Origin of the sequence: Enhydrobacter sp. (assembly GCF_030246845.1) — a bacterium.
GTDB lineage: Bacteria > Pseudomonadota > Alphaproteobacteria > Reyranellales > Reyranellaceae > Reyranella.
In genome coordinates this window covers 14,246-33,020 of record NZ_CP126889.1, presented here as the reverse complement: position 1 = coordinate 33,020, position 18,775 = coordinate 14,246, and the positions used below count along the sequence as shown (strand labels likewise).

The 18,775-nt window shown below is 69.3% G+C and carries 17 protein-coding genes; 9 read left to right on the top strand and 8 right to left on the bottom strand.

Annotated elements, in window-relative coordinates; all coding sequences use genetic code 11:
* Nucleotides 1-97: 97 nt before the first annotated feature.
* The 3 genes from OJF58_RS00160 to OJF58_RS00150 all read left to right on the top strand — a co-directional run bounded on the left by OJF58_RS00160 (nucleotide 98) and on the right by OJF58_RS00150 (nucleotide 4,109).
* The gene (locus tag OJF58_RS00160) at nucleotides 98-2,326 is read left to right on the top strand and encodes a mechanosensitive ion channel family protein (RefSeq protein ID WP_300781027.1); all 2,229 of its coding nucleotides are present in this window, start codon (nucleotides 98-100) and stop codon (nucleotides 2,324-2,326) included.
* A 59-nt stretch (nucleotides 2,327-2,385) separates the two neighbouring features.
* Nucleotides 2,386-3,054, top strand: coding sequence for a cation transporter (locus OJF58_RS00155; RefSeq protein ID WP_300781026.1), 669 nt, complete (start codon nucleotides 2,386-2,388; stop codon nucleotides 3,052-3,054).
* A gap of 80 nt (nucleotides 3,055-3,134) precedes the next feature.
* Nucleotides 3,135-4,109, top strand: a complete 975-nt coding sequence (locus tag OJF58_RS00150) for a ferritin-like domain-containing protein (RefSeq protein ID WP_300781025.1) — start codon at nucleotides 3,135-3,137, stop codon at nucleotides 4,107-4,109.
* A gap of 220 nt (nucleotides 4,110-4,329) precedes the next feature.
* Here the strand turns inward: OJF58_RS00150 and OJF58_RS00145 are convergent, their stop codons facing one another.
* The 5 genes from OJF58_RS00145 to OJF58_RS00125 all read right to left on the bottom strand — a co-directional run bounded on the left by OJF58_RS00145 (nucleotide 4,330) and on the right by OJF58_RS00125 (nucleotide 9,589).
* Nucleotides 4,330-5,283, bottom strand: coding sequence for an IS110 family transposase (locus OJF58_RS00145; protein ID WP_300781024.1), 954 nt, complete (start codon nucleotides 5,281-5,283; stop codon nucleotides 4,330-4,332).
* A gap of 163 nt (nucleotides 5,284-5,446) precedes the next feature.
* Nucleotides 5,447-6,526, bottom strand: coding sequence for a GSU2403 family nucleotidyltransferase fold protein (locus OJF58_RS00140; RefSeq protein ID WP_300781023.1), 1,080 nt, complete (start codon nucleotides 6,524-6,526; stop codon nucleotides 5,447-5,449).
* Between the two features lie 149 nt (nucleotides 6,527-6,675).
* The gene (locus tag OJF58_RS00135) at nucleotides 6,676-7,896 is read right to left on the bottom strand and encodes an ABC transporter substrate-binding protein (RefSeq protein ID WP_300781022.1); all 1,221 of its coding nucleotides are present in this window, start codon (nucleotides 7,894-7,896) and stop codon (nucleotides 6,676-6,678) included.
* Nucleotides 7,893-8,390 (bottom strand): homoprotocatechuate degradation operon regulator HpaR, encoded by a 498-nt coding sequence (gene hpaR / locus OJF58_RS00130; protein ID WP_300781021.1) that lies wholly within the window; start codon nucleotides 8,388-8,390, stop codon nucleotides 7,893-7,895. Before hpaR ends, OJF58_RS00135 begins: the two co-directional genes overlap by 4 nt.
* Nucleotides 8,387-9,589, bottom strand: a complete 1,203-nt coding sequence (locus OJF58_RS00125) for a Rieske 2Fe-2S domain-containing protein (protein WP_300781020.1) — start codon at nucleotides 9,587-9,589, stop codon at nucleotides 8,387-8,389. Before OJF58_RS00125 ends, hpaR begins: the two co-directional genes overlap by 4 nt.
* Before the next feature lie 324 nt (nucleotides 9,590-9,913).
* On the opposite strand from OJF58_RS00125, the gene OJF58_RS00120 reads away from it, so the two are divergent.
* The 6 genes from OJF58_RS00120 to OJF58_RS00095 all read left to right on the top strand — a co-directional run bounded on the left by OJF58_RS00120 (nucleotide 9,914) and on the right by OJF58_RS00095 (nucleotide 15,518).
* A complete protein-coding gene (locus OJF58_RS00120) occupies nucleotides 9,914-10,150 on the top strand; it encodes a bacteriocin (protein ID WP_300781019.1) in 237 nt (78 codons plus the stop codon).
* A gap of 133 nt (nucleotides 10,151-10,283) precedes the next feature.
* Nucleotides 10,284-10,661 (top strand): hypothetical protein, encoded by a 378-nt coding sequence (locus OJF58_RS00115; protein ID WP_300781018.1) that lies wholly within the window; start codon nucleotides 10,284-10,286, stop codon nucleotides 10,659-10,661.
* On the top strand, nucleotides 10,645-14,214 hold the full coding sequence (locus OJF58_RS00110) for a CheR family methyltransferase (protein WP_300781017.1): 3,570 nt from the start codon (nucleotides 10,645-10,647) through the stop codon (nucleotides 14,212-14,214). Before OJF58_RS00115 ends, OJF58_RS00110 begins: the two co-directional genes overlap by 17 nt.
* 311 nt (nucleotides 14,215-14,525) lie before the next feature.
* The gene (locus OJF58_RS00105) at nucleotides 14,526-14,660 is read left to right on the top strand and encodes a hypothetical protein (protein WP_300781016.1); all 135 of its coding nucleotides are present in this window, start codon (nucleotides 14,526-14,528) and stop codon (nucleotides 14,658-14,660) included.
* Nucleotides 14,661-14,778: 118 nt separating this feature from the next.
* Nucleotides 14,779-15,003, top strand: coding sequence for a hypothetical protein (locus OJF58_RS00100; RefSeq protein WP_300781015.1), 225 nt, complete (start codon nucleotides 14,779-14,781; stop codon nucleotides 15,001-15,003).
* A gap of 119 nt (nucleotides 15,004-15,122) precedes the next feature.
* Complete coding sequence (locus tag OJF58_RS00095) at nucleotides 15,123-15,518, top strand: hypothetical protein (protein ID WP_300781014.1); 396 nt, start codon at nucleotides 15,123-15,125, stop codon at nucleotides 15,516-15,518.
* Nucleotides 15,519-15,555: 37 nt separating this feature from the next.
* Here the strand turns inward: OJF58_RS00095 and OJF58_RS00090 are convergent, their stop codons facing one another.
* The 3 genes from OJF58_RS00090 to OJF58_RS00080 all read right to left on the bottom strand — a co-directional run bounded on the left by OJF58_RS00090 (nucleotide 15,556) and on the right by OJF58_RS00080 (nucleotide 18,230).
* Nucleotides 15,556-16,515, bottom strand: coding sequence for an ABC transporter substrate-binding protein (locus tag OJF58_RS00090; RefSeq protein WP_300781013.1), 960 nt, complete (start codon nucleotides 16,513-16,515; stop codon nucleotides 15,556-15,558).
* A 128-nt stretch (nucleotides 16,516-16,643) separates the two neighbouring features.
* Nucleotides 16,644-17,078, bottom strand: coding sequence for a hypothetical protein (locus tag OJF58_RS00085; protein ID WP_300781012.1), 435 nt, complete (start codon nucleotides 17,076-17,078; stop codon nucleotides 16,644-16,646).
* A gap of 255 nt (nucleotides 17,079-17,333) precedes the next feature.
* Complete coding sequence (locus tag OJF58_RS00080) at nucleotides 17,334-18,230, bottom strand: glycoside hydrolase family 25 protein (protein WP_300781011.1); 897 nt, start codon at nucleotides 18,228-18,230, stop codon at nucleotides 17,334-17,336.
* Between the last annotated feature and the right edge of the window lie 545 nt (nucleotides 18,231-18,775).

The window sequence follows — 18,775 nt, the reverse complement described above, 5'->3', positions numbered from 1 at the left end:
ACTGTCGATGCAATCGCCACGACGTTTCTGAGGCGTCGCGACTTCCCTTGACGCAGGTCAAGGAAATCGCGATCGGCCGGGCGAAGGAATACCCGCCATGCTGATCCTTCGTGTTCTGGCATTGACGATGTCGCTGGTGCTCGCGGGTACGAGCGCGATCCGCGCCGAGACGCCTGCGGCGCCGCCGTCGGGCATGACGCAGGAGCAGTTCGACTCCCTGGTCGACGCCATCAGCAGGTCCGTTGTCGAGAAGCTCAGGACCGAAGGCGTTCCCGCACCGGCTGCCGACGCGGTCGCCAAGCCGAAATCCGGCAAGGGTGCGCCGTCGCCCAAACCCGAGATCGTGCGGACGACGCCCGGGCAGGGGCCGAGCGAGTTCGCACTCTTTCTGCAGCGTCTCGGGAGGGTCGTGCTGGCGTTCCCCGCGCTGGGCCGGCAACTCGCCACGGTGGCCGGCGGCCTGGGGCAGGACTCGAACGAAGGTTGGGGAATAGCGGCGTTCGTGCTGGTGCTGGGCCTGACCGCCGCGGCGGCGGTGATGGCGGAAGGGGCGCTGCGCCGGCTGCTGGGCAAGGTGCGGGCGCGCCTTGCGGCCCGCGCCGGTCCCGAGCACGGGATGCGCTCGCTGCTGAACCTCGCGGCGCTGCTGGCGCTCGACGGGATCGGCCTGCTGGCGGTCTGGCTGATCTGCAACGCGGCGAGCGCATGGTTCTCCGGCGCCACGGCCCAGGACAGGGTCGCCGAGGCGGTGCTGATGGGCATCTTCGACTGGCGCCTCTGCATGCTACTGTTCCGGTTCGTGCTGCGGCCGGCGACGCCCACGGCGCGCCTGTGCGAGGTGAGCGGCGAGAACGCCCGGGCGATGTATTCGCGGCTCTCGACCACGGTGCTGGTGGTCGTCATCGGGCGCGTCGTCGGCCGTGTCCTGTTCGCGGTCGGGACGCCGCCCGATGCGCTCGCCGCCTATCAGGTCGCGGGGGTCGCGATCTATCTCGCGGCCTTCCTGTGGCTGGTGTCCCGCTCGCGGGAGGCCGCGCGTCAGTGGCTGGCGGGCCTCGGAGCGGCCGCGCCGCTGGCGGGCCTCGCGGGCCGGCACTGGGTCGGCGTCGCCTCGTCCTTCTTCGTGGTGCTGGGGGCGACGCAGGCCTACAGCGCCATCTCCGGGCGCGTGCAGGTCGGCGGCGCCATGCTGCTCACGCTCGTCCTCGTGGTCGGCCTGGTGTTCTTCGAGACGCTGATGCAGGCGTTCGTGCGGCGGCTCGATTCGCAGCTCCTCGGCCGCACCGCCGCGAGCGATGCACCGAAGCTGCCCGACGTCGTGGCGCGCTGCGTGCGCGTCGCGGTGCTGATCGGCGTCGCCGTGACGATCGCCCAAAGCTGGGTGGTCGAGGTCCTGGGGCTCGCGAGCCCCGACCAGTGGGAGCAGATCACGCGCTCCTCGCGCACCGCCGCGATCACGCTGTTCCTGGCCTTCGTGCTGTGGGAGCTGTTCAAGTACGCCACCGAGCCTTACATGGCGCCCGCGCCCAGGAGCCCTGTCGGGGCGGCCGGCGACGGCGACGCTGCGGCGACACCGGCCTCGCGCATCAGTACCATGATGCCGCTGTTGCGGATGGCGGCGGCGATCCTGATCGTCTTCCTCGCCGTCGTGATCGCGCTGGAGGATTTCGGCATCAATGTCATGCCGCTGATCGCGGGCGCCTCGATCTTCGGCATCGCCATCTCGTTCGGCAGCCAGACGCTGGTCAGGGACATCGTCTCGGGCATCTTCTATCTGACCGACGACGCCTTCCGGGTCGGCGAATATATCGACTGCGGCAAGGCCAAGGGCACGGTCAAGGGCTTCACGCTGCGCTCGATCAGGCTGCGCCATCAGAACGGACAGGTCCACACCATCCCGTTCGGCCAGCTCGGCCAGATCACCAACTTCAGCCGCGACTGGATCACGGTGAAGTTCAACCTGCGCTTCGCGCGCGACACCGACATCGAGAAGCTGCGCAAGGCGGCGAAGAAGATCGGCCAGGACATGATGGAGGTGCCGGAGATCAAGTCGGAGATCCTGGCGCCCTTCAAGATGCAGGGCGTGGCCGACATCGTCGACAATGCGCTGCTGGTCCGCTTCAAGTTCACGGCGCGGCCCGGCAACCCGGCCATGATCCAGCGCGAGGCGGTCAAGCGCATGTTCAACATCTTCCCCGGACTCGGCATCGAGTTCGCGAAGGAAGGCGCGACTGTGATCCTGCAGGCGCCGCATGCTTCGGCCGAAGGTACGGCAGCCGCCGGACCTTCGCGCGCCGAGATCCCGACGCCGGTGGCGGCCGGGTGACGGCCCGGGATCGAGCTGCCGCAATTGTATAACAGGTGCGCGGTTTCTAACCTTCGGGGATGGGCGCTTCCTGCTGCGATCATTGCCACGAAGGAGGGGACGGCGGCGGCCCGGCCTACCGTCGCGTGCTGTGGGCCGCGCTCGCCATCAATCTCGCCATGTTCGCCGTCGAGATCGGCGCCGGTCTCGGCGCGCGGTCGGTCTCGCTGCTCGCCGACTCGCTCGATTTCCTGGGCGACGCCGCCAACTATGGCGTGAGCCTGCTCGTCCTCGGCCTGGCGCTGCGCTGGCGCGCGCGGGCCGCGCTGCTCAAGGGCGCCACCATGCTGGCCTTCGGCCTCTGGGTCGTGGTCACCACGGTGCAGCACACGGTTTCCGGCGCACTGCCCGACGCGCCGACCATGGGAGCGATCGGGCTGCTCGCCATCGCCGCCAACCTCACAGTGGCGGGGCTGCTCTATCGTCATCGCGATGGCGACAGCAACATGGTGTCGGTGTGGATCTGCACGCGCAACGACGCGATCGGCAATCTCATGGTGCTCGCGGCCGCGCTCGGCGTGCTCGGCACCGGCATCGGCTGGCCGGATTTCATCGTCGGCGCGGTGATGGCGGCGCTTGCGCTGAGCGGCGCCTGGCGGATCCTGCGGCAGGCGCTCGCCGAGCTGCGGTCCACTGCGGCCCCGCCGACGGTATCGCGCGCCAGACCAGGGATGCAGGCCGATGCGTAGCGGGCCGGCGGCGATTGTGGCATAGGGGAGGGACAGTACAGGCGTACCTCCCGACATCCCAGCCGAGGGAGCTGCACGTCATGGAACAGGGCCATCGGGTCGAGACGCGCAACACCGCGTACTTCCGCCACGGCTACGACAGCGATCACGCCGACATGCGCCGGCTCTACGAGCAGGCCAAGATCGATCAATGGAACGCGGCCAGGGACATCGCCTGGCAGGCGCCGCTCGAGGGCGACGGCGGGCTGATCTCCGACGACCTGGTCGACATTTTCGGCACGCCCTACTGGGACAGGCTCTCGCCAGGGCAGCGCGTCGAGCTCAACCGCCGCGTCGCCTGCTGGCGGCTGTCGACCCTGGTGCAGGGCGAGCAGGGGGCGATGCTGCTCTGCAGCCAGCTCGTCGAGCATGTGCAAGGCCAGGACGCCAAGCTCTTCCAGTCGAGCCAGGTGGCCGACGAGGCGCGGCACAACGAGGTGCTGCAGCGCTACCTCGACTGCCGGCTCGACGGCAGCATCTATCCGCTGGGCGGCAATGTGCGCGAGATCTTCGACACCCTGCTCACCACCGCCTCGTGGCACATGAAGACGATCGGGCTGCAGCTCATCGCCGAGACCTTCGCGGTGTCGCTGTTCCGCATGCTCGCCGAATCGTCGAAGGACGAGCTGCTGCGCCAGGTCTGCCGGCGCATCCTGCAGGACGAGGCGCGGCACATGGGCTTCGCCATGCTGTCGCTGCCCGAGATCGTGCGCGAGGCGAGCGAAGCCGAGCGGCGCGAGATGGAGGACTTCGCGGTGTGGGCGCTGGCGCGCACGCTGACCGGCATCTTCCCGCTCGCCGCCTACGAGGAGATGGGCTTCTCGGCGGCCGACATCGGCGAGATCAAGCGCCTGCGCCGCGAGCGCGCTGCCGGCGGCGACGAGACCGCCTTCCGCAAGTTCTTCCGCCGCGACCTGCATGGCGGCCTGGTGCGCAACCTGCGCAAGGTCGGCCTCCTGAGCGACCGCATCGCCCCCGGCCTGCAATCCCTCGGCGTCAATCTCGCCGCGGCCTGAGTCGCCGCAACAAAGATCCCTCGGCTTGGCCTCGGGATGACACAAAAATTGGTGTCATCCCGAGCGCAGCGAGCAACTGTGATGTTGAGGTAGCCCGGTGATCGTTCGGGCTCAAGGCAGGCGCTATGCGCCTCCGCCTTCGGCGGCTGCGGCCTTGACCCCGCCCGCTCACCGGGCTGATCGGCTTTCAGGCCGTCGGCGCGGAGCGCCGACGGCGGGCTCAGGCGATGGCGTGTTTGACTGGGTCCCATGTCTGGGAGCGCTGCAGCATGGTGTTGAGGATGCCGATCAGCTTGCGCATGCAGGCGATCAAGGCGACCTTGGGCTTCTTGCCCCTGGCGCGCAGCCGCTGGTAGTGGGCCTTGAGCACCGGATTGTGCTGGATGGCGCTGAGGATCGGCATGTACAGCAGCGTGCGCAGCTTGCGACGCCCGCCCTGAATATGGCGTTGGCCGCGCCGCTCACCGCTGTCGTCGGCGAAGGGCGCCACCCCGAGCAAGGCGGCCGCGGCCTGGCGGTCGACGCGGCCGAGCTCGGGCAGCAAGGCGATCAGGCCGGCAACCGCCGCGTCGCCCAGCCCCGGCACGCTGTGGAGGATCTCGGCCTGCCGCGCGAAGCGCTCGACCGTGGCGATCCTGGCGGCGATGACGGCCTCGAGCTTGGCCAGCTGAGCGCCCACCGCCTCGAGCAGCGCCTGATGGATCTTGCGCACCGCCTTGGGCTGCTCGTGCTCATTCCAGCTCTCGATCTGCCCCTTCAGCCGCACCATGCCGAGACGGGCCGTGACCAGCTGGTCGAGTTCCTGGCGCTCCTCGTCCCGGGCCTGGCCGGTAAGATCCTCGAATACCTCGCCGAACCAGGCGATCATGCGGGCGTCGATGGCATCGGTCTTGGCCCGCTGTCCGGCCGACCGGGCGAAGTGGCGCACCCGCTGGGGGTCGACGATCACCACTGCCAGCCCAGCCTCGCGCAACAGGCCGGCCCAGCTCCTCTCGTAGCCGCCGCTGGCCTCCATCACCGCCGTGGCGACGCCATGTTCGGCCAGCCACTCCAGCAGCCGCCGACGCCCCGCGGCGTCATGGGCGAACGACGCTTCCGCGCCCGCCGACCGGATCGCCGCATCGATCTTTCCCTTGGCAATGTCGAGGCCGACAAGCGTCCGCTTCTGTGTCATCCTCCGTCTCCCTTCCTTGCTCGTCCGGGCTTCGCGCCCAGGCAACTGTTCGGGTTTAAGGAAGACACCGGCCCTGGCCCTCGCTCGCTGGCAGGCTCTTGCCTTAGGGATCTCCGGGCTCAGGGCCGGCGACGGGCGGCTGCTCAAACGGCCGCCCGTTCGCTTATTCTCGCAAATCACAAAGACACAAGGGATCTTTCCTGCGAGTCCCACCGACCAGCGCCAGCGTCCTGTCGCGCACGGCGGGGTCGATCTCGGCCAGGCTTCTGCGCATGTATCCGGACCATTTGGCGCTGCGGCGCTCGGCCTCGCGCCACACGGCGCGCAGCTCCCTGGGCCTCGCCGCGACGAGCCGGTCGAGCAGAGCCTGCGCCTGGACGAGGTCCTTGCCGCGCTTGACGTTGCCCGGGCCGACGCGGCGCTGCGCGACGATGAGCTTGTGTACGGCATAGCGCTCCGGTGTCGGCACCAGGACGTAAACTCCGATGTCGTGCAGGAGCACGGCGGGCTCGGGTGAATGGATCAGGAAATCGAGGAAGCGCAGCGGCTCGGCGTCGGTGCCGAGCGCCGGAAGGCGTCTGGGCTTGTCGGTCGCAGGTCCTTCGTTGGGCGTGAGGAAATCCACGCGCACGCCGTCGGCCGCGCGGTAGGTCACGGAGCGGCGGCTGTCGTGCAGATGGGGCACGGCGCGAAAGCTCGCATCGACGGCCTTGAGAACATCGAGCATTGGAGCGGTCGCGTCCTTCACCGCCACCGAGACATTGGTGAACTGCGCGATGTCGACGTCGCCGGTCGCGAGCGAGGCTGCGGGGAGGCGCATGGCCAGGAGGCCCGGGTAGGTCTGGTAGGCGACGGTTCCGACCAGCACGCCGCGCAGGCGGAAGACCCCGGCCCGTGCCAGCGCCGCGACGATCTCGCCGATGCGGGGCAGCGGGCGGGGAAGCGCCGCCGACCTGACAAGGGTCGAGACGAGAGAGCGCCGCGTGCGTTCGGCGTCACGCGCCTGCCGATGCTGCTCGATATGCTTCAGGAGCTGCGGGGTCTCGGGGCCGACATATCTCTGTTTCTGTCCCTGCGAGGCGGGGAGCTGGAAATACCAGTAGCGCCGGCCGCCGACTTCCTTCGCGACGAACGTGCCCGCCTCGGGGAACGCCTCGTTGAAGGCATCGAGTGCGCACTGGTCCAGAAGCTCGGCGTAGGTGGTCTGGAAGGTGAGCGACAGCGGCTTGGGAGCGGGCGGCATCCAATTTATACGTTAATTGCGAATAACGTATAAGATTGACGCTTTTGCGCTGGACGATCAAGCTGGTTATACGTTTCCCGCAGATAGCGTATAACGACGGGCGCCCAAAGATCCCTCGCTTCTCTCGGGATGACACCAACATTATTGCGTCACTCCGCGGCGATGGGGACGCCGGTGGGGACGAGGCGGTGGCCGTCGAAGGTCAGCATCTGCAGCGTCTTGAAGAGGTTGTAGTTGTCGGGCGACGTGCCGACGGTGATGCCGGGCCGCAGCATCGCCACGTGCAGGTCGTGCAGGTGGGCCGCCTGGTCCATCACGCATCGGCGCGTCACGGCAGTGCCGCAGCGCTTCAGCATCTCGACCATCAACTGGCCCTCGACATAGGCCGCGACATGGAGCCCGTCGGCCTTGTCGCCGGACGGGTAGTATTTGTCCATCCACGCCTTGTAGGCCTTGACCTCCGGCTCGTCCTGCACCGCGGGATCGGACGGATCGACGAACACCGACGACGAGACGGCGCCCTTCGACGCCTCGATCCCGGCCGGGATGTAGGTGCGGGCGATCGAGGCGGCGGGGAAGGCGACCAGCGTCAGCGGATGCCAGTCGAGATCGCGCGCCTTGCGCAGCGCCTGCACGGTCTGCTTCTGGGTCGCCACGATCAGCAGCACGTCGGCGCCGCTGCCGCGCAGCGCGATGACCTGCGATTCGACGGTGGGATCGCTGAGCTCGAAGCTCTGCTCGCCCACCAGCATCTCCTCCGCCCGCGCGCCGAGGCCGATGCGCAGGCCGGCGAGGTACTCCTTACCGAAATCGTCGTTCTGGTAGAGGATCGCCACCTTGCCATGCGGCCGCACCGCCAGAATGTGCCGGGCGAACGCCTTCACCTCGGTCTCGTAGTTGGGCAGGCCCGAGAGCGACCACGGGAACTCCTTCGGGTCGTTGAACTTTGCGATGCCGCTTTGCAGCAGGAGCTGCGGCACGTGCCGCTGGTTGAGGTACTTGCGCACTGCGAGGTTGGTCGCTGTGCCGACCGAGGCGAACATGGCGAACACGCCCTCGGCTTCCACCAGCCGGCGCGTCTGCTCGACCGCCTTGGGCGGGCTGAAGCCGTCGTCGGCCACCACGAGGTCGATCCGCCGCCCGTTGACGCCGCCTTGATCGTTCACCATGGCGAAGTAGGCCTGCGAGGCGCGGCCGAACGTGCCATAGGCGGAGACGGGACCGCTGTAGGGCGCGGTCTGGCCGAGCTTGATCGCGGTCGCGGTGACGCCGGGCTCGGGCGGCGTCTGGGCGGCGAGGGGGCGCAGCGCGAGCATCGACAGGAGAGCGGCCGCCGCGGCGAGGATGGACCGGCCGGTGGTGAGCGTCACTTTCTCGACCTCCGTCTCGCCTCGGGCGCCGGCGCCAGCGCGCGTTCGAGCTGGTCGAGCAGCGCCAGCAGCGCCTCGACCCGATCGGGACCGACGCGCCGCGCGATCTCGCGATGGATGCCGTCGAGGAAGGGCGCGACGCGGTTCACCATGGCCGTGCCCCTGGGCGAGAGCGAGACCAGGCTCTGGCGCGAATCGGACTCGCCCGGCCGGCGCCTTATGTATTTCGCCGCCTCGAGGTCCTTCAGGATGCGCGAGAGGCTCGGCGCCAGCAGCCAGGCGCGCCGGGCGAGCTCGCCCGCTTCCATCTCGCCCCCGAAATAGAGGACGCGGATCACGCGCCACTGCTGCTCGGTGACGCCGCCCTTGCGGTGGTGCGGCCGGAACCAGGCCATCACCGCCTCGCGCGCGCGCAGGAGCGCGATCGGCAGCGACTGCGTGTCGTCCATGAGGCGCGGCCGCGGGAAATCGACGATGCGCTTGCGCTCGCTCATGAAGCGGCGGCGTCCCGGGCATCGACGACGAAGTTGCCGGCCTCGAAGGCGATCGGCGGCGCGGCTGGATCGAAGCTCACGCCGACCGGGTCCTCGCCCCGCTGCACCGCGTTCACCTGGCTGTTCAGCAGCCGGCGCAGCAGCAGGATGCCCTGGTCGCTGGTGGCGAGGTGCTCGTCGGAATGGAAGGTGATGGCGCCCTGGCCGATCTGCGCCTCCCAGTCGCCGGGCGCGTCGCGCCGTTCCTCCGGCGTCATGTCCTTCCAGCGCCTGCGGTTGGCGGCCGCGCCGGGGCCTCTGGGCAGGAACACGCCTTTCTCGCGCACGCGGCCGGCGGTGTAGATGCGGTAGTGGGTGTCGTCGATCGGCAGCGTCCAGCCCAGACTCTCGACCCGGCCGTAGCCGCCGACATAGGGGTTGGGCACCACGCGCAGGGTCGGCAACGCGACCTCGGTGGTGCGCCGCATGAGCCGCCCGTCGTCGAGCGTGCGGACAGAGAAGGCCTTCACGCCGCGCGGCGTGTAGTCCCACGTCACCCTGGGCATCTGGTTCATGACCTCGGTGAACTGCGTGCCGCTGAAGTTCCCGTGCAGGATCGGCACGTGAAAGGTGTCGAGCACGTTCTCGAAATGCTGCAGCCAGTTGCAGGGCGCGACCGCGTCGCCGCCGCTGCCGATGCTGGTGTCGTCGGCGTCGACGAACTCGCCCGGCTCCAGCACCTCCAGGCACTCGTAGCGCGGCAGCACCGGCTTCTTCGCCGGCGGTCCCATGTAGGCGAAGACGAGGCCGTAGCGCTCCTGCACCGGATACCAGGGCTGGCGCACGCGGTCGCGCAGGCGGCCGCCCTCGGGCTCGCAGGGCTGCTCGAGGCAGCGGCCTTCGACGTCGAACAGCCAGCCGTGATAGCAGCAGCGGATGCCGCGCTCCTCGACCTTGCCGTAGTAGAGCGTGGTGCCGCGATGGCAGCAGCGCGCCCGCACCAGGCCGGGCCGGCCCCGGCCGTCGCGGAACAGCACCAGGTCCTCGCCCAGCACGCGCACCTCGCGCGGCGTGCGGGTCGCGTGCGAGGCGAGCCCGACCGGATGCCAGTAGCGGCGCATCAGCTCGCCCATCGGCGTGCCGCGCCCGACCTCGGTCAGGGCCGCGATGTAGCTCGGCGGCCTGCTTTCGTAGCCGGTGCCGGTGTCGAGATCGTCCATGCCGTTCTCCGCCTGTTGTTTAACACGTTAACCGTATGAAGGCGGGCGTCAAGACAGGGGGAAGGCGTCGTTCCGAACGAGAACGGTGTCGTCCCGAACGCAAGCAGTGTCATCCCGAACGCAAGCAGTGTCATCCCGAACGACGTGAGGGATCTTTCGTCGGACGCCGCGAAAGATCCCTCGCATGCGCTCGGGACGACACCGGTCCTTTGGCGAACGGTGTCCCGCTGGATGCCACATATCGGCCACGAAGAACCCGCGGCAGGCGGGGAACGCGGGCCGGGGTCTCACGTTAGATGCAGCGACAATGCTCTGGAGGACCCCATGACCATCCGACACGCGCACTTCGCCGCGATCGCCGCCCTGGGGCTGCTGCTCGCGGGCTGCGGCGACAACCCGACGGACCGGGCGCTCACCGGCGGCGCGATCGGCGCCGGCACGGGCGCCGTGGTCGGCTCGACGATGGGCGCGCCGCTGGGCGGCGCCGTCGTGGGCGGCCTGGGCGGTGCGGCCATCGGTGCGGCCACCACGCCTCGCCGCGACTACTATTATTATCACTGAGCGGTCGGCCTGACCGTCCGTAGCGACCCTCGCCCGGCCGGGCGAGGGTCGTTGCGCGTGCGTGCAACATCGTCGCCGCGTCGGACGTTCACCTCGCAGTCCTGACAATGCGGCGGAGCGGGAGGCCGGGCTCATGGACGGAGCGGCGGCCAGCCGCGACATCGTGGTCATCGGCGCCTCGACGGGCGGGATCGATGCCCTGCCCGTCCTGCTGGGCGACCTGCCGGCCTATCTGCCGGCGGTGGCGGGAGCGCAGGGCGAGGAGGTGGACCGCCTGCTCGACACGCTGCTGCGTGCGCAGCAGGAGCGCGCCGGCCTCGCGCGGCGCATGGCCGAGCACGAACGCCGGTCGGGCCGGACCAGCCTCGCCGACCAGCTCGCGCGGCGCGCGCGGGACGACGACGACGGCGTGCGCCTGCTCGAGGCACTCATCCACAATGGCGAAGGTGGTGGGGAAGTGCTAACCAGCCCGCAGCAGCAGGGCGCGCCGCGAGATGAGCAAGAAGCCTAGGGGGAAGGACCTGCTGGACCAGCCTCCTTCCACGACCATTCCCGTCGTCGGCATCGGCGCCTCGGCCGGAGGGATCAGCGCGCTGGAGACGCTCCTGCCGCTGTTCGAGGACGGCGCGGGCGTGGCCTTCGTCATCGTCCAGCATCTCGATCCCACCCACGACAGCCTCCTGACCGGCCTGCTCGACCGGGCGGCCGAGCTGCCGGTGGTCGAGGCGAGCGACCACATGCCGATCGAGAAGGACCATATCTACGTCATCCCGCCCAACAAGACGCTGACCATCGTCGACGACCAGCTTCAGCTCGGGCCGGCGATGCAGCAGCGCGGCGGCGGGCGCACGCCGATCGATCTCTTCTTCCAGTCGCTGGCGCGCGCCAAGGGCGAGCTCGCGGCCTGCGTCATCCTCTCCGGCACCGGCAGCGACGGCACGCTCGGCCTGCGCGCGATCAAGGAGGAGGGCGGCCTCACCATCGCCCAGGAGGGCGCCGAGTACGACGGCATGATGCGTAGCGCCGTGCGCACCGGCATGGTCGATTTCGTCCTGCCGGTCGAGAAGATCCCGGCCAAGCTCAACGACTACTTCCGCCACCTCACAAGCATCGACGGCCGCAAGGGGCCGGACGGGGTGCGCCAGGAAGCGGCCGATCACCTGGCCCAGATCACGGCGCTCCTGCGTCTGCGCACGGGCCACGACTTCAGCGGCTACAAGGACAAGACGGTGGCGCGCCGCATCCAGCGCCGCATGCAGGTCCTGCAGATCGACGAGATGCCGGACTTCATCGCGCGGCTGCGCAAGGAACCGCAGGAGCTCGACATCCTGCTGCAGGACCTGCTGATCGGCGTCACCAACTTCTTCCGCGATCCGCCGGCGTTCGAGGCGCTCGAGCGCGAGGTGATCCCCCGGCTGTTCGAGGGCAAGGGCGCCGACGACACGGTGCGCGTCTGGGTGCCGGGCTGCTCGACCGGCGAGGAGGCCTACTCGATCGCCATCCTGCTGCGCGAGCACGTGCCCACGAACCGGCAGGCGCCCAAGCTGCAGATCTTCGCCAGCGACATCGACGAGCAGGCATTGCAGTTCGCGCGCATCGGCCGCTTCCCCTCGACCATCGCGCGCGACGTTCCGCCCACACGGCTGGAACGCTACTTCGTGCGCGAGGACGGCAGCTACCGCATCGCCAGCGACCTGCGCGAGATCTGCCTGTTCTCGGCCCACAACCTGCTGCGCGACGCGCCGTTCTCCAAGCTCGACCTGATCTCCTGCCGCAATCTGCTGATCTATCTGACGCCCGATCTGCAGAACCGGCTGATCCCGCTCTTCCACTATGCGCTGAACGACGGCGGCTTCCTGTTCCTCGGCACGTCGGAGAACGTCACCCGTCACTCGCGCCTGTTCAGCACCGTCGACAAGGCGCACCGGATCTTCCGGCGGCGCGCCCAGCTCGAGCGACGGCTGCCGGAGTTCCCGCTGACCGCGCCCGAAGGCGCGCGCCGGCGGATCGCGTCCGCCGAACGGCCGGCGGCCGAGCAGGAGCCGCTGCAGAGCCTGGCCGAGCGCCAGCTTCTCGACCGCTACGCGCCGGCCTATGTCGTCATCAACGCCGACGGCGACGTCCTGCACGGCTCGGCGCGCACCGGCAAGTACCTCGAGCTGGCGCCCGGCGTGCCGCGCATCGACATCTTCAGCATGGCGCGCCAGGGCCTGCGTCCCGACCTGCGCGCCGCCGTCCACAAGGCCACGGCGAGCGGCCAGATCGCGATCCAGCGCAACGTCGTGGTCGGGACCAACGGCGGCCGGCAGACGATCGATCTCGTGGTCCATCCGCTCAAGCCGGCGGCGTCGCAGGAAGCGCTCTACATGGTCGTGTTCCAGGACATCGGCGGCATCAAGGGGCTGGACGAGCCGGAGATGGCCGAAAGCGAGGAGGAGCTCGAGGGCTCGCGCATCGGCCAGGTCGAGGCCGAGCTCAGGGCCACCCGGGAGCGGCTGCAGGCCACCACGGAGGAGCTCGAATCCTCCAACGAGGAACTGAAATCGGGCAACGAGGAGCTGTCCTCGATGAACGAGGAGCTGCAGTCGGCCAACGAGGAGCTCGAGACCTCGAAGGAGGAGCTGCAGTCGATCAACGAGGAGCTGCAGACCGTCAACGCCGAGCTGAACGCGCGCGTCGAGGAGCTGAGCCGCGCCAACAGCGACATCGCCAACCTTCTGGAGAGCACCCAGATCGCCACCGTCTTCCTCGATCGCAACCTCGCCGTGAAGAGCTTCACGCCGGCGGCCAAGGACCTGTTCCGGCTGGTCGAGAGCGACACTGGCCGGCCGATCACCCATGTGCGCGCGCGCTTCCGGGCCGACACGGTGCAGGAGGATGCCGAGCGCGTGCTGCGAACGCTGTCGACGACGGAGCGCCAGGTCGAAAGCAGCCACGACGGCGCCCGCTACATCATGCGCATGATGCCCTATCGCACAGTCGACAACGTGATCGCGGGCGTGGTCATCACCTTCGCCGACGTCACGCGGATCACGGCGGCCGAGGCGCGGATCGACGCCCTGACCCTCGCCCTGCACGACCGCATCCAGAGCCTGGAGGCGCTGCTCGACCTCCTGCCGGTGGGCGTGATGATCATCGAGGACAACCGGACCGGCGAGATCCGCGTCAACCGCTACGGCGCGGCGCTGCTCGGCGAGCCGCCGGGCGAGGGCCTCGCGCCGCGGCCGCTGGCGCCGGCCCGCCTGTTCGAGGGCGAGCGCGAGATCGTTCCGGCCGATCATCCGCTGATGCGGGCATCCCGTTCCGGCGAGGCCGTCCCGGCATTCGAGGGGCAGATCCTGCGTCCCGACGGCAGTCGCGTCGACGTGATGATGATGGCGACGCCGCTGCTGGACGAGGAGCGCCGGCCGCGCGGCGGCATCGCCGCCGTGGTGGACATCTCCGAGCGCAAGCGCGGCGAGGCCCATCAGCAGGTGCTGCTCTACGAGCTGCAGCATCGCGTCAAGAACATCCTCGCCACCGTGAGCGCCCTTGCGACCCGCATGCTGCGCGAGGAGCCGGCGCCGCAGGAATTCGCCGAATCCTTCCTCGGCCGCTTGTCGGCGATGGCGAGCACGCACGAGATCCTGTCGCGCGGCAACTGGACCGGTGTCGACCTGCGTGAGCTCGTGCAGAGCACGGTGCGCGGCCAGAGCACGGCGCCCGACGCGATCGCGATCGATGGCCCGGAGCTGAGGCTCACCCCGAACGCAGCGGCGACGCTCGGCATGGTGATCTACGAGCTCGACACGAACGCGGTGAAATACGGCGCGCTGAGCACGCCGGACGGCCGCGTCGAGGTGCGATGGAAGGTCGAGCCGGGACAGGACCCGCGGGTCGTGCTGACCTGGACCGAGCGCGGCGGGCCGAAGCCGAAGGAAACCTTCACCGAGGGCTTCGGCGTTAACTTCGTGCGGAACGCGGTGCGGTTCGAGCTGCTGGGCTCGGCCACGGCGGAGACGGACGCCGTCGGCGTGCGGTGGACGATCGAGTTCGCCACCAAGGGAAACGTCCAGGGCTCGTAGCCAGGAAGGCCTGTCGCGTAGGGCAAGAAGGTCGTTGCAGGAAACGGTGTCATCCCGAGCATGGCGAGGGATCCTTGTCGGCATTGCAAAAGATCCCTCGCTGCGCTCGGGATGACACTGTCTTCTGTATCCGGCTTTTTCGCCATCTGCGACGGCCCTACGTGGCCGGGAGGGTTCCTCGATGCCATGCGCGCTTCGCGGCCTGCGCGTCCTCGTGGTCGAGGACAATTTCCTCGTCGCCCAGCAGGTGCGGGACCTGCTCGAGGAGTGCGGCTGCGAGACCGTCCGCCCTGCGGCTCGTCGACCAGGGCGTGCCCTTCGTCTTCGTGACGGGCTACGACAACAGCGCGATCATCCCGCCGGAGTTCCGCCACGCGCCGCGCCTCACCAAGCCGTTCGACAACGCCGCCGTCCAGGCAGCCGCGGCAAAGGTATTCGGCCGCTGAGGTCAGCTATGAGCGCAACTGGAGTTGCGCGCTCCCTTGAATGCTTCATCGGAGCGCGCCACTCCAGTGGCGCAATCTCCGTGTGCAGCCTTTTCGGCCCGCCCGGCGTTTATCGGGCATGACCCTGCATCCCATGAGCCGGTTCGATCCCTCGAAGCCCTGCCTGGTCCACGATCGATCGGGCAGGAGCATCGCCTGGTCGCCCGACTGGGCGCCGACCTACTGCCGCTATGCCCGCGAGCACGAGGGCGGCCTGATCGATTTCGACGGGCTGGTGCTCGACGGCTGGTCCGACCTGCCGAAGATCGAGCTTCCAGCCGACTGCGTTCCGCACGACATCTGACGCGACAGGTCCGTCACGACCTCGTCACGACGAGGCAGTCGACGCCCACCCGCACAAACTGGTATGACCCGGCCGGGAGCATCGAGCGGCGGGCCGCTCGGTGTGGGGAGGGAGATGCCATGAGAAGGGTGATGATTTTGCTCGCGACCGCGGCCGGCATCGCGGCCTCTGCCGGTCCGGCGTCGGCCGCCGGCCCGGTAGCGCTGACGCAGAAGCAGCAGGCGGCGGTCCGCGAAGCCGTGACCGCCGCCCTGGATGACGGCACGGCGCCGGCACGCTTCGGCAAGATGGCCGCTGTGAGAACGCCGGTGGGTTCGGTCATCGTCTGCGGCCTGGTCAGGGCCGGGGGCGGCGTCGGCGGCCATGAAGGCGACAGGACGTATCTGGTGCTGGTCACCGGCAGTTCCGCCCGGCTCGCCACGATGGGCGGCGGCGGTGCCCGCGGGACAGTGGCCGCCAGTCAGTGCGCCCAATACGGCATGAACTTCGCCGCGGACACGGTGGCGGCACGATAGCCCGCGGCGTCTGCCCTCGGCCGGCGAGCCGGATCGCTCATCGGATCACCTTGTCGGCACGGGCCAGGAGCGCGGGCGGGATCGCGATGTCGAGCGCGTCGGCGGTCTTCTGGTTGATGACCAGCTCGAACTTCGTCGGCTGATGGATCGGCAGGTCGGCGGGGCGCGCGCCGTTGAGAATCCTGTCGACGTGCCCGGCCGCCTGCTTGCCCAAGGCAAAGGGATCGGGGCCGTAGGTCATGAGCCCGCCGGCTTCGGCATATACCCTGAACAGGGTGATGCTCGGCAGGACGGCCTTGAGGGCGAGCGCCGCCAGGGCTGCGCGCCTCTCGACGACCAGCGGCGAGGACAGAAGGACCAGCGCGTTGGGCGTGAAGTCCTCGATGTCGGCGAACACGCGCTCCAGCCGGGCGACGTTCAGGGCGAAGCCGTGGAGCTGCAGCTTCCGGCTCTTGGCCGCACTCTCGATTGCCCACCACGGCCCCGAACCGAGGTCCGGATCGCGAAGAACCGCGAGGCGGGCGATGCCTGGGATCACCTCGTTCAGAAGCTCCAGCCATTTCTCGGCCAGCGCCGACTGTTCGACGAAAAGCCCCGTCAGGTTGCCGCCCGGGCGGGCAAAGCTCTTGATCAGTCCCTCGGCGACGGGTTCGGTTTCCAGATCCACGGCGACGACCGGCACCGTCCTGGTCGCCCGGCGCGCGGCCGCCACGGCCCCGGACGCGACGGCAAAGATCACGTCGACAGGCCGGCGTTCGAGTTCCGGCATGAGCTCGGCGAGCTTGCCGGCATAGAACGGGATCGAGAAGTCCCGTCCTTCGACGTAGCCCAGCTCGGCCATGCCATGACGCAAGCCGCGGGGCGCGAGGTTCGCCGGGCCGACGCCCACCACCAGGATGGTCGCCGGCGGCATGCCGGGGCGCGGTGCGGCGCGCGTCGCGGTCGGCGCGTCGAGGACCGCGCTCGCCAGCCCGGCAATCATGGGGCGCCGCCTCATTCATCACCTCGTTGGTGCGGACAAGGACGCTCGACTGGACTGGACTACGACTGATCGCGGAAAGCAATCCTGGCGCGCACCGCCGTCGCCGGGTGGACGAGCCGGGGCCGGGCCTCGGAACGGCTGGTCTATTCGCGACGCCGCGCGACCGCCCGCGCCGCGGCGACAAGCCAGGCCACGATCGCCCAGAAGGGGATCACGAAATAGGGCGCGGGGTCGCTCGCCATCAGTGCCGGCAGGCGCGGCTGCAGCGCGAGCAGCAGGACGATCAGCAGGATCGCCGTGCCCTCGAACAGCCAGCGCCCCAGCGTCGACGGCAGCTCGCCCAGCGCGCGCTTCTTCGCCGAGCGATAGGCCAGCGCGCCCAGGATCATGATCGGCGCGCCCACCAGCATGCCGGACGGGGCCGCGCCCTTGGACATCGAGCCGAGCTCGCCGATCAGGCCGAAGAAGCCCAGCACCAGTGCCGTCGACGAGCCGAGATGCGCGAACAGCCGCGGCCGCCGCACGGCGCGCACCGGCTGCAGCGGCTCGAGCCGCGCGGCCTTCAACTCGTACAGCATTCGCTCTCCCCCGAGCCGCGAAGCGCGGAAGTCTAGGGAGCGCGCGGCGCATCGGCCACGCGGCTAGTGTATCAATTGGTTCGGGAGCGCGCTCGGGGCTCGAGCAGGATGAGCGCCACTGGAGTTCGCTACCGGCCGTGCCGACCCTCAGGAACGAACTGCGCTGCCTGCCGCAAAGTGGGTGTCATCCCGAGCGCAGCGAGGGATGACACGGCAAGTAGGGGAAGACCTGATTTCGCTTCTCGCCCGTTGCGCTCAGGCCATGCCGTTGCCGTGGCGGGTCTTCCAGAAGCGGTAGAGGGCGGAGGCGTTGCCGGCGAACAGGTTGCGGTCGCAATGGGTGACGCCGGCGACAGTGCGGGAGGGCTCGCCGTAGGCGCCGTCGCCCACCTGCTGGTCGGCGACGTACTGCCAGAGCCGCCAGCCGCGGTCGGCCCAAGCGTAGGGCATTTCGGGCTGCTCGCGATAGTCGGCCAGCCACAGGTCGCAGCGCGCCAGCCGCGAGCCCGGCGCGATCGGCTGCGGCAGGCTGAGGCGGTGGCGGCCGTAGGGCGCGCCGTTGGCCCAGGACGGATGGGTGTAGACCAGCGGCAGCCGGCCGGTCTCGCGGTGGATCGTCTGCACGAACTGCTCGGCCTGCGCCAACGTCATGGTGTTGCGCGGGTTCGGATCGTTGGGCTCGAAGTCGAGCGCCATCAGCGTGTTCGGCCCCGGCCGCGCGACCGCCAGGAACGCCCTGGCCTGATCGCGGCCCGAATATTGCCGGGTGCCGAAGTGATAGGCGCCCCACAGCAGGCCGGCCGCCTCCGCCTGCGGCCGCCGCTCGGCATAGGAGGGATCGGTCCAGTCGCCGCCCTCGGTCGCCTTGTGCACCACGGCGAGGATGTTGCTGTTGCGGATCGAGGCGAAGTCGCTGACCTCGACCATGTGGCTGATGTCGATCACCGCATCGAGGCCGGCCGTCGGGGCCGGCGGCCCGGCCGGCTGTGGCGCGGCGGCGGTCTCGGCGGGCACGTAGTAGGACGGCACGCTGCCGGCGGGCGCCGTGTAGTAGGGAACGGCCGCCGCCTGGCGCCGCGTCCCGCATCCGGCCAAGGCTGCCGGCATCGCCACCCCGGCCAATCCCCCCAATATCCTTCTGCGCGAGATCATTGCGGCGATTCTCTCTCAAGCGAATCGAAAAGGCAATCGTGGCAAAAGCGCGCCCTCCCCATGGCGATCGCAATCGTTGCGCCAATCGCTGCCTGCGGCACGCGCGCGCCGTCGCGGATCACGCGCCATCACGCTCGCTTGCGAGGCTTGCTCTGTCGCTGCCGCGCGGCCACGTCCAGACATGCGTGGGTCTCGTGTGCTCGCAGCGATCGTCGTGCCGGTTGTCGTGGCTGCTTGCGGAGAGCCGGTCGGGCCGGGCTCCGCCTATGGTCCTCCCGGCGGTCACCGCTGATCGAAGCCCGGGACCATTCGGTGATTGGTCCTCGTTGCTGCGTTTGACACCAAACGACCCCCGATCCGAAATATTTGTTACCGACGGTTGGTGTATAGAGCGGTTGCCGTTCGGGAGGGGTCCCGGCCGGCGTGGATATCGGTGTGTGGGTTTTCGCCTTCGCCTTCGCCTCGTGCGAAGGCGGAGGGGGCTTGCCAGGGCGAAGGGGTTCGCCCTGGCGATCACTCAGGAACGGTCGAGCAGCCAGCGGAAG

What these genes read in the sequence shown, in the direction of transcription:
- OJF58_RS00100 (WP_300781015.1), top strand. Translation starts at nt 14,779, where the DNA reads ATGACCCTGCATCCCATGAGCCGGTTCGATCCCTCGAAGCCCTGCCTG.
- OJF58_RS00115 (WP_300781018.1), top strand. Translation starts at nt 10,284, where the DNA reads ATGGACGGAGCGGCGGCCAGCCGCGACATCGTGGTCATCGGCGCCTCG.
- OJF58_RS00090 (WP_300781013.1), bottom strand. Translation starts at nt 16,515, where the DNA reads ATGAGGCGGCGCCCCATGATTGCCGGGCTGGCGAGCGCGGTCCTCGAC.
- OJF58_RS00085 (WP_300781012.1), bottom strand. Translation starts at nt 17,078, where the DNA reads ATGCTGTACGAGTTGAAGGCCGCGCGGCTCGAGCCGCTGCAGCCGGTG.
- OJF58_RS00160 (WP_300781027.1), top strand. Translation starts at nt 98, where the DNA reads ATGCTGATCCTTCGTGTTCTGGCATTGACGATGTCGCTGGTGCTCGCG.
- OJF58_RS00125 (WP_300781020.1), bottom strand. Translation starts at nt 9,589, where the DNA reads ATGGACGATCTCGACACCGGCACCGGCTACGAAAGCAGGCCGCCGAGC.
- OJF58_RS00095 (WP_300781014.1), top strand. Translation starts at nt 15,123, where the DNA reads ATGAGAAGGGTGATGATTTTGCTCGCGACCGCGGCCGGCATCGCGGCC.
- hpaR (WP_300781021.1), bottom strand. Translation starts at nt 8,390, where the DNA reads ATGAGCGAGCGCAAGCGCATCGTCGATTTCCCGCGGCCGCGCCTCATG.
- OJF58_RS00120 (WP_300781019.1), top strand. Translation starts at nt 9,914, where the DNA reads ATGACCATCCGACACGCGCACTTCGCCGCGATCGCCGCCCTGGGGCTG.
- OJF58_RS00155 (WP_300781026.1), top strand. Translation starts at nt 2,386, where the DNA reads ATGGGCGCTTCCTGCTGCGATCATTGCCACGAAGGAGGGGACGGCGGC.
- OJF58_RS00145 (WP_300781024.1), bottom strand. Translation starts at nt 5,283, where the DNA reads ATGACACAGAAGCGGACGCTTGTCGGCCTCGACATTGCCAAGGGAAAG.
- OJF58_RS00150 (WP_300781025.1), top strand. Translation starts at nt 3,135, where the DNA reads ATGGAACAGGGCCATCGGGTCGAGACGCGCAACACCGCGTACTTCCGC.
- OJF58_RS00110 (WP_300781017.1), top strand. Translation starts at nt 10,645, where the DNA reads ATGAGCAAGAAGCCTAGGGGGAAGGACCTGCTGGACCAGCCTCCTTCC.
- OJF58_RS00080 (WP_300781011.1), bottom strand. Translation starts at nt 18,230, where the DNA reads ATGATCTCGCGCAGAAGGATATTGGGGGGATTGGCCGGGGTGGCGATG.
- OJF58_RS00140 (WP_300781023.1), bottom strand. Translation starts at nt 6,526, where the DNA reads ATGCCGCCCGCTCCCAAGCCGCTGTCGCTCACCTTCCAGACCACCTAC.